The organism is Treponema sp. UBA3813, from assembly GCA_002368605.1.
Classification (GTDB): Bacteria; Spirochaetota; Spirochaetia; order Treponematales; family Treponemataceae; genus Treponema_D.
This window is the reverse complement of record DFEB01000041.1, coordinates 1-7,846: the sequence shown is the minus strand read 5'-3', so window position 1 is coordinate 7,846 and position 7,846 is coordinate 1. Positions and strand designations below refer to the sequence as shown.

General features: G+C 42.4%; 7 protein-coding genes. 4 read left to right on the top strand and 3 right to left on the bottom strand.

The window, feature by feature from the left end; genetic code table 11:
* From B2089_RS07290 to B2089_RS07275, 4 genes are all read left to right on the top strand, one after another.
* Nucleotides 1-1,067 (top strand): alanine--tRNA ligase-related protein (locus B2089_RS07290; RefSeq protein ID WP_296686540.1); only part of this gene is annotated, 1,067 nt, incomplete at its 5' end.
* 53 nt (nt 1,068-1,120) lie between these two features.
* Nucleotides 1,121-2,200, top strand: a complete 1,080-nt coding sequence (locus B2089_RS07285) for a SurA N-terminal domain-containing protein (protein ID WP_296324807.1) — start codon at nt 1,121-1,123, stop codon at nt 2,198-2,200.
* Nucleotides 2,200-2,631 carry a transcription antitermination factor NusB gene (nusB, locus tag B2089_RS07280; protein WP_296324804.1) on the top strand — a complete coding sequence of 144 codons (432 nt, stop codon included), beginning with the start codon at nt 2,200-2,202 and terminating at the stop codon, nt 2,629-2,631. The genes B2089_RS07285 and nusB overlap by 1 nt, the downstream gene beginning before the upstream one ends.
* A 108-nt stretch (nt 2,632-2,739) precedes the next feature.
* Complete coding sequence (locus tag B2089_RS07275) at nt 2,740-4,569, top strand: tetratricopeptide repeat protein (protein WP_296324801.1); 1,830 nt, start codon at nt 2,740-2,742, stop codon at nt 4,567-4,569.
* A 33-nt stretch (nt 4,570-4,602) separates the two neighbouring features.
* On the opposite strand, the gene B2089_RS07270 is transcribed toward B2089_RS07275, so the two are convergent.
* The 3 genes from B2089_RS07270 to B2089_RS07260 form a co-directional block, all read right to left on the bottom strand.
* The gene (locus B2089_RS07270) at nt 4,603-4,875 is read right to left on the bottom strand and encodes a co-chaperone GroES (protein ID WP_296324797.1); all 273 of its coding nucleotides are present in this window, start codon (nt 4,873-4,875) and stop codon (nt 4,603-4,605) included.
* Between the two features lie 72 nt (nt 4,876-4,947).
* Entirely contained in the window at nt 4,948-5,541 is a 594-nt protein-coding gene (locus B2089_RS07265; protein ID WP_296324794.1) for a 3'-5' exonuclease, read from the bottom strand.
* Between the two features lie 78 nt (nt 5,542-5,619).
* Nucleotides 5,620-7,398, bottom strand: a complete 1,779-nt coding sequence (locus B2089_RS07260) for a phospho-sugar mutase (RefSeq protein ID WP_296686534.1) — start codon at nt 7,396-7,398, stop codon at nt 5,620-5,622.
* Nucleotides 7,399-7,846 lie beyond the last annotated feature (448 nt).

Below are 7,846 nucleotides of genomic sequence, written 5' to 3'. Positions count from 1 at the left end.
TCGCAAAAATCGAAGAGCTTTCTTCATATAAGTACGGAAGCGACGAAGAAAAGGACAAGTCAGTGCGAATCATCGCTGACCATGCCCGCGCATCTGTCTTCATCATCGGTGATGTCCGCGGCGTTTCTCCTGACCGAGTCGGGGCTGGCTATGTTCTCCGCCGTTTGATTCGCCGTGCAGTCCGCCACGGAATGAAGCTGGGCATCGAAAAGGCATTCCTTGCGGAAATCGCAGATGTGGTAATCGAAAACTTCAAGTGCGCTTACCCTGAGCTTGAGCAGAACGGCGAAAAAGTACGCAAAGAGCTTACCGCCGAGGAAGAGAAATTCCGAGTCACTCTCAAAAACGGTGAGGCTGAATTCCAGAAGCTTCTTCCAAATCTCATGAAGAATCCTAAAAAGGAAATTTCAGGCAAAGTCGCCTTCCGTCTTTACGACACATTCGGCTTCCCTCTTGAGCTTACTCAGGAATTGGGAGCTGAAAACGGCTTCACTGTTGATGTCGAGGGCTTTAAAGAGGCTGAGCGAAAGCATCAGGAAGCGTCAAAATCACTGGACGCAGGAAAAGCAAAGGGCGGCTTGGCCGAGCAGAGCGACACCACCACGAAATATCACACGGCAACTCACCTCTTGCAGCAGGCTTTGGTCAATGTTTTGGGCGATCAGGTCGCTCAGAAAGGAAGCAACATCAACAACGAGCGAATGCGCTTTGACTTTACATTCGAGCGTCCTATGACAAAAGAAGAAATTCAGAAGGTCGAGGACATCGTAAACGAAAAAATTAAGGAAGATTTGCCTGTCACAATGGAGATTATGTCTCTTGAGGCGGCAAAGGCTGAGGGAGCGCGAGCACTTTTCACCAACAAGTATGGCGAGGATGTAAAAGTCTACACAATCGGAAAAGACCCGAAAAAAGACTGGTTCTCAAAGGAAGTCTGCGGCGGTCCCCATGTACAGCACACGGCTCAAATCGGTGATTTCAAAATCCAGAAAGAGCAGTCATCTTCTGCTGGCGTTCGCCGAATCCGCGCGGTTATTTCTGGCGGTTTGCCACTGGATCCGCAATAAAAAATGTAACTAAATAAGAATAAGCATGTTCTTATTTTTTAGAGGAAATAAATATGAAAAAGATTTTACTTGCTGCAACACTTGCACTTTCATTTGCCTTCGGCGCGTTTGCTCAGTCGGATTTGCAGCCTTTGGCTATTGTAAAACTTAACAAGTCTGAGACTATCACTCTCAAACAGCTCCGAAATCGCGTTGAAACTTACCAGAAACAGAATGACATCAAGTCTTTTACTGTCGAGCAGAAAAAAGAAATCCTTGATGCTATGATAGATGAGAAATTGGTCGTTCAGGCTGCCCAAAAAGCAGGTATGAATATTACCGATACTCAGGTGAATCAGCATTTTGTTCAGAGCCTGAGTCAGCAGGTTGGTCGTCAGGTAACCGAAGCTGAATTTTCTGAAATCGTCAAAAATAAAACAGGAAAGAGTTTCGATGATTTCATGAAAGAACAGGTCGGAATGAATGTCGCTGATTATAAGGCTTATCTTAAAAACCAACTTTTGGTTCAGCAATATATTTTCCAGCAGAAACAGGGCGAAATTAGCAAGGCGGCTCCATCTGACGCTGATATCCGCAAGTTTTATGATTTGAACAAGGCTTCATTTGTGCAGAATGATATGGCTAAACTTTTTATGGTCATTGTTCCCAAAGCAGATAATGCAGAAGGCGCCAAAATCAAAGCTCAGGCCTTATATGACAATGTAAAGAATAAAAGCCTTTCATACGACAAAGTAAAATCAGACAGTGGAAAGGATTATCAGTGTGGGGATGTGTTTATCGGAAAAACTGCACAACATGCCCAGCAGCTTGGTATTAAATATGATGATTTGCTTGAGTTGTTTACTCGTGATGTTGGTTATATGTCTGTTCTTAATGAAACTGATAATGACTATCAGTTCTATGTTGTCCGACAGAAGTATTCTGCAAAGATGCTCGCAATTTCTGATCTTGTACAGCCAGAAACTACAATAACTGTCTACGATTATATCAAACAGAATCTCACGAGCCAGATGCAGAGTCAGGCCTTTGTAGCCGCGGTTCAAGATGTAACTGAGGCTTTGCGAACTCCGAGCAATTTTGAGTACAAGCAGAAGGACGACAAACTCAACAAACTTCTTAACTGGGAAAAATAATGTCACGAAGAAAATCTAGAATTATCGCATTTCAAGGCTTATATTCATGGGATGTAGGGGGCATCAACGAAAAAGATGTTCTTAATCTCTCATGGGTAAATTCTTCCTCTAATGAAGATGAAGATGTAGAGAAAGCTCTTCCTGATGATGAGTCTTCGGCTTTTTCCCGTATGTTAATCGCAGGCACAATTGAAAACATCGAAAAAATCGATGAAACGATTAAAGCTCATCTTACAAACTGGGATTTTAACCGTGTGAACCGTGTTACTATTGCAATTTTGCGTATGAGTGTTTATTCTCTTCTCTTTACAAAAGATGTAGATCCTTCAATTGTCATCGATGAGGCAATTGATATTGCGAAGAATTACGGCCCTGATGATTCGTATAAATTCGTGAATGCAATCCTTGATAATATAAGAAAATCAATTTAGCTTATGAAAAAAATCCCTTATTTGAGAAAAATTTGTGTGCTATGCTCTCTGTTTTTCCTGACGGGGATTTTTTTTGTCTCTTGTTCAAAATCTTCTGATTCTTCTTTTATGACAGCGATGGAATCCGTTGACATTTTTATTAAAAATGGGGATACAAGCGAGGCTATGCGGCTTTTAAAAAAATATGAGAAAAAAGCCTACAGCTCTTTTGCAAGAATAGGAATTTATCGTCGTTATATGATTATGGGAGAGGAAAAGCGGGCCGAGTCTGTTCTTACAAAAGGGTTAAAGAAACTTCCTGAAAACCCTGAGCTTTCTGCCGTCTACGGTCATTTTTTACTTCGCCATGACAGACTTTCTGATGCGATTTCTGTCACGAAATGTCTTGAGGGGACAAAGTATGGCTCGATTCGAGCTGAGGCTGTAATGAGGCGACTTCTGAAAAGTGACAGTCTTTCTGATTCTTCAAGCCCTCTTTTTGAGCGTGAAATTTCTTCTACATATTATGACACTTATGTCGGAACGAAGGATTCCCGATGGCTTAGAAATTGCGCGATTATTTATCTTCTTCGTGGCGAATATGCGATGGCGTCTTCCTTGCAAGAAAATCTAGAAGATTCACAGGATGCTCTTTTTTGGGCCTTTGTGCAATATGATTCAGGAAATTATGACATTGCGGCAGCAAATCTTACCCAAGTAAATTCTCCGATTCTTGCTTCTGCGGCGGCTCTTCTTGCATCTGATGCATACATGATGCTTGAGGATGAAAAATCAGCTGAAGAGGCTCGTGAAGAATACATTTCTACTTGTAAAAATAATGGATCAAAGATTCAGGCTTCAATTTTGGTAAATTCTTCTTTGTATGCATTCCGGCAAAGGCAGTTTAGAAAATCCTACGAGTATTTGATTGAGGCAATTTTGGCTGAACCTGATTTTATTCCAGCTCTTATTTCTTACGGAAAATTATCTTGGCAGGATTCTCAGCCTGTTGAAATGACAGAACTGGAAAAAGAATTGAGGAAAACAAGTCTTCGTACAAGTCAGATGCGCGAGTATGATGAACGACCTAAATTCACGATTGCTGACGCACTTTATCGTATGGAAGAAACCCTTGAGCGTGAGAGTAGGGCTGGCATAAAACATAGTGATGATTTAATCGTTGAAAGGCTCTCCCTCTATTTGAAAAATAATCCAGACTTGAATCTTATCCAGAAAACAGCGGCGATTTGGGAAGAATTAGAGCAAAACCAGCTGGGTACGAATTTATATCCTTCTCATTTAGTGCAATTTGCCGTACAGAAATTCCTCTCTTATGGTTTGATTGATGAGGGAAGAGAACTTTTTATGAATTACATAGATGCAAAATTTGATTTGAACTATAAAAGATTGCAGTCTGAATTAGGAACAACTGAAATTGTAGAAAAAGATATTTTTGGTGGAGAGAAAATTCTATACAATCCTATAATTCCAGATAGTGTTGCTCGGCTTGCTTTTGGAGACCGTGCGGCTGATAAAGCTGACAGAATGGAAATTTGGGAAATTGAATTCGCGGCATACTTTTCACTTCTCGAAAAAAACATAACGGCGGCAAAGCGTTTGTATGAGTATGTGGTTTTTGAGACTGGTGGCGTTAAATCTGCGAATGCAAGCGGAAAGATAACTTCAATGTCACCTTTAGCGGCTTCTTCTAGTGCGGCAAATCTTGCGATGATTTATTCAAGCATGGGAGAGCGAAATCGTGCCCTTGCGCTTTATTCATTGGCGGCAGGAAAATCAAAATCTATGCAGATAAAATCAAAGTTGCTTTATCGTTCGGCTAAAATACAAATTGATGCCGGGGACATTGATGGGGCAAAAACATCTCTTCGATACAGTATAAGCCTTGATCAAAGCAATGCGGATGCCCGCTTGTTAAAACGACAGCTTGATGTAAAATAAAAAATCGCCGTATTTCGGCGATTTTTTATTTGTCTACTCAACGATAGCGATGATATCTGAATTTTTTACGATAAGGTAATCTTCGCCGTCCATTTTAACCTGTACTCCGGCATATTTGTCGTACATGACGCGGTCACCAACTTTTACCGTAATTGGGTCTTTTTCAGTTCCAGGTCCTACAGCTTCTACTTTTGCTGTCTGTGTTTTTTCTTGTGCAGTTTCAGGAATGATGATTCCTGATGCTGTTTTTGACTCAGCCTTTTCCTGTTTAAGAAGAACTCGGTCTGCCAATGGTTTTAGTTTCATATATTTCCTCCAAAGTTAATACATTTTGATATTATAAAAATACTGAATTTTTAGCTAATCGGCAAGAAAAAATTACAAAATAATTTCCTTCTGCCTGTCCATGGTGTCTTTTATACAGTGCAAGAAAAGCTCCATGCAGACCCTGGCATCATCCTCTGCCCTGTGAGCAGCTTTCACTTCGATTTTAAGTTGCTCTGCCAAAAATTGCAGAGTCCAATGTTCATTATCGGGATAAGCCCAGCGGGAAAATCTGAGGGTATCAATTGCCTTGTTTAAAAGCGAGTCATGATTTATTCTCTCAAGCTCCGTATTTACAAATCGCAGGTCAAACTGGGCATTATGGGCGATGATTATTGATTCATCCAAAAAAGAAAGCAAATCATCGGCAATATCCTTAAATTCTTTCTGACCGAAAACCATCTTGTTCGTGATTCCGGTAAGTTCTTGACAAAAATGAGGAATCAAAATGCGGGGATTTACCAGTGTAGAGAAGCGTCCGAGTTCTCCGTTTTTATCAAATTTTACCGCTCCGATTTCAATAATTCTTTCTTCGGCAGGCTTGAGTCCTGTCGTCTCTGTGTCCAAAGCGCAAAAAACAGCCCCGCTGTGCAAAAGTCGGTTCATTCGGCGGTAATCATTAAGTAAGTGAAGGTGAGATTTAGGCATAGACAAAAAATCCACAGATTATACAGATTTATATATTTCATCTGTGAAAATCTGTGCTAATCTGTGGATAAAAATTACTTAAGCTTTAGAAAGCAAGTCTTTGATGTCAGCCGTGATTGCGTCGCAGACTTTTGCGCTCTCGGCCTTTGCCTTGTCGAGACCGTTTGCAGAATCAGTGCGGGCGTTGATGTAGAACTTGATTTTCGGCTCGGTTCCAGACGGTCGGGCAGAAACGATTGTGCCGCCTTCAAGGACAAACTGGAGAACATTTGACTTAGGCAGCTTGATTTCTGTTTTTGCGCCTGGATTTGCCGGGTCGTAAGAGACAGAATTTCCGATGTCCTTAATGCAGAGAACTTTCTTTCCGCCCAAAGTCTTAAGTCCCTCTGTGCGGAGCTTTGTCATGATGCCAGCCATGACTTCTTTTCCGGCAGAGCCAGGGAAGTTCTGGCTGATTGCACGGTCTTCAAAGAAGCCGAACTCTTTATACATATCGTCCAAGTGCTCAAGGATTGATTTTCCTTTTGAAGCCCAGTAGAGAGTCATCTCAGCACACATTGCGGCAGCTGAAACGCCGTCTTTGTCCATGACTTCTTTTTCAACCTTGTAGCCGTAGCTCTCTTCAAGGCCGTAGACATAAGTTTCTGTGTTTGATTTTTCAAACTCGTCTTCCACTGCGGCAATCCACTTGAAGCCAGTCAGGCATTCGTGCATCTTTACGCCGTATTTTTTGCAGATGTAGTCAGTGAATGGAGATGTAACGATTGAACGGATGGCGGCACCGTTTGCAGGAAGTTTTCCCAATTCCTTTCGCGAAAGAAGGACATACTCACAGAGAAGAGCGCCCATCTGGTTTCCTGAGACGAGAACGAATTTGCCGTCTTTTCCGGGGAAGGCCGTTCCGAAGCGGTCTGCGTCCGGGTCTGTCGCCATAACACAGTCTGCCTTTTCTTTTTCGCCCAGGGCAACTGCCAGTTTGAGAGCAGGAGCTTCCTCCGGGTTCGGTTTTTCTACCGTGGGGAAGGCTCCGTCAGGCTCTCGCTGCTCAGGAACTGTGATGACTTTGAGTCCCAAATCACCCAAAACCTTCTCAACATGCATTGCGCCTGTTCCGTGGAGAGGAGTGTAGACGATTTTGACAGAAGAAGCCTTTTCTTTGATAAGCTCCGGGCGAAAAAGCTGTGCCTTACACATAGCCCAGAATTTCTCGTCGATTTCTTTGTCGATGAGGACGAGCTTGCCAGATTTGATAGCCTCTTCTTTTGAGATTGTCTTTACCTCTTTGACGGCATTTACTTCTTTAATGATACCGACATCATGTGGCTCAATGACCTGCGCACCGTTATCCCAGTACGCTTTGTAGCCGTTGTACTGAGGCGGATTGTGGCTCGCCGTTACGACAACGCCCGTCTGCGCCTTAAGCTCGCGGATTGCGAAAGAAAGCTCTGGGGTCGGGCGCAGTCCTGTGAAAAGATATGCCTTGATTCCGTTTGCAGCAAGAATGAGGGCTGTAGCCTCAGCGAAAACATCTGAGTTCTTGCGTGAGTCATAAGCCACGACCGCGCTCAAAGTGCCGTCTTTTGCTTTTTGGGGGAAGGCTTTGAGAACATAGTTAGCCAAGCCCTGGGTCGCCAGGTTGATTTCAAGGGTGTTCATGCGGTTAGTTCCGCCGCCCATTACGCCGCGCAAGCCGCCTGTTCCGAATTCAAGCGTCTGATAGAAGCGGTCTTCAAGCTCTGCAAGAGCCTCTTTGTCGTCTGCCTTTGCAAGAAGGTCTTCAACTTCCTTTCGGAAGCGCACATCTTTTTCGTCCGCGATATATTTTTTCGCGCGTTCAAGGATTTCTGATTTTTCCATAAAAGTTATGCTCCTTTCAAATCCCTCACAGAGCGCACGGAGTACACAGAGTTTAAATGCGTATGCCCGTGTGCATTTGAGTATATTTTTTTTGAAACTGTCCTAAAGATTATAGCACAGATTTGGAATTATTGCGAATTTTTTTAAAGAAAATCTTCCTTGACAGCATTATATTCTGTCGGGTATAATCGACACAAAGATTATTATTTATTTGGTATACTCGACAAAAACAAATCAAAATATCGGATATATCAGACTCTATATAATACTATTGTCGATTATATTCTACTATAATTACATAAAATTGTCTGATATAATCGACATTGTAGGGACGCGGCGATGGATCATGGAAAACTGAAACAAGTGATTTTCGACAACCACAAGACAATCCGCAAATTCAAGATTACAAAGCGGGAATCGCAATTTGACTTGACGGCAAATTATGTTG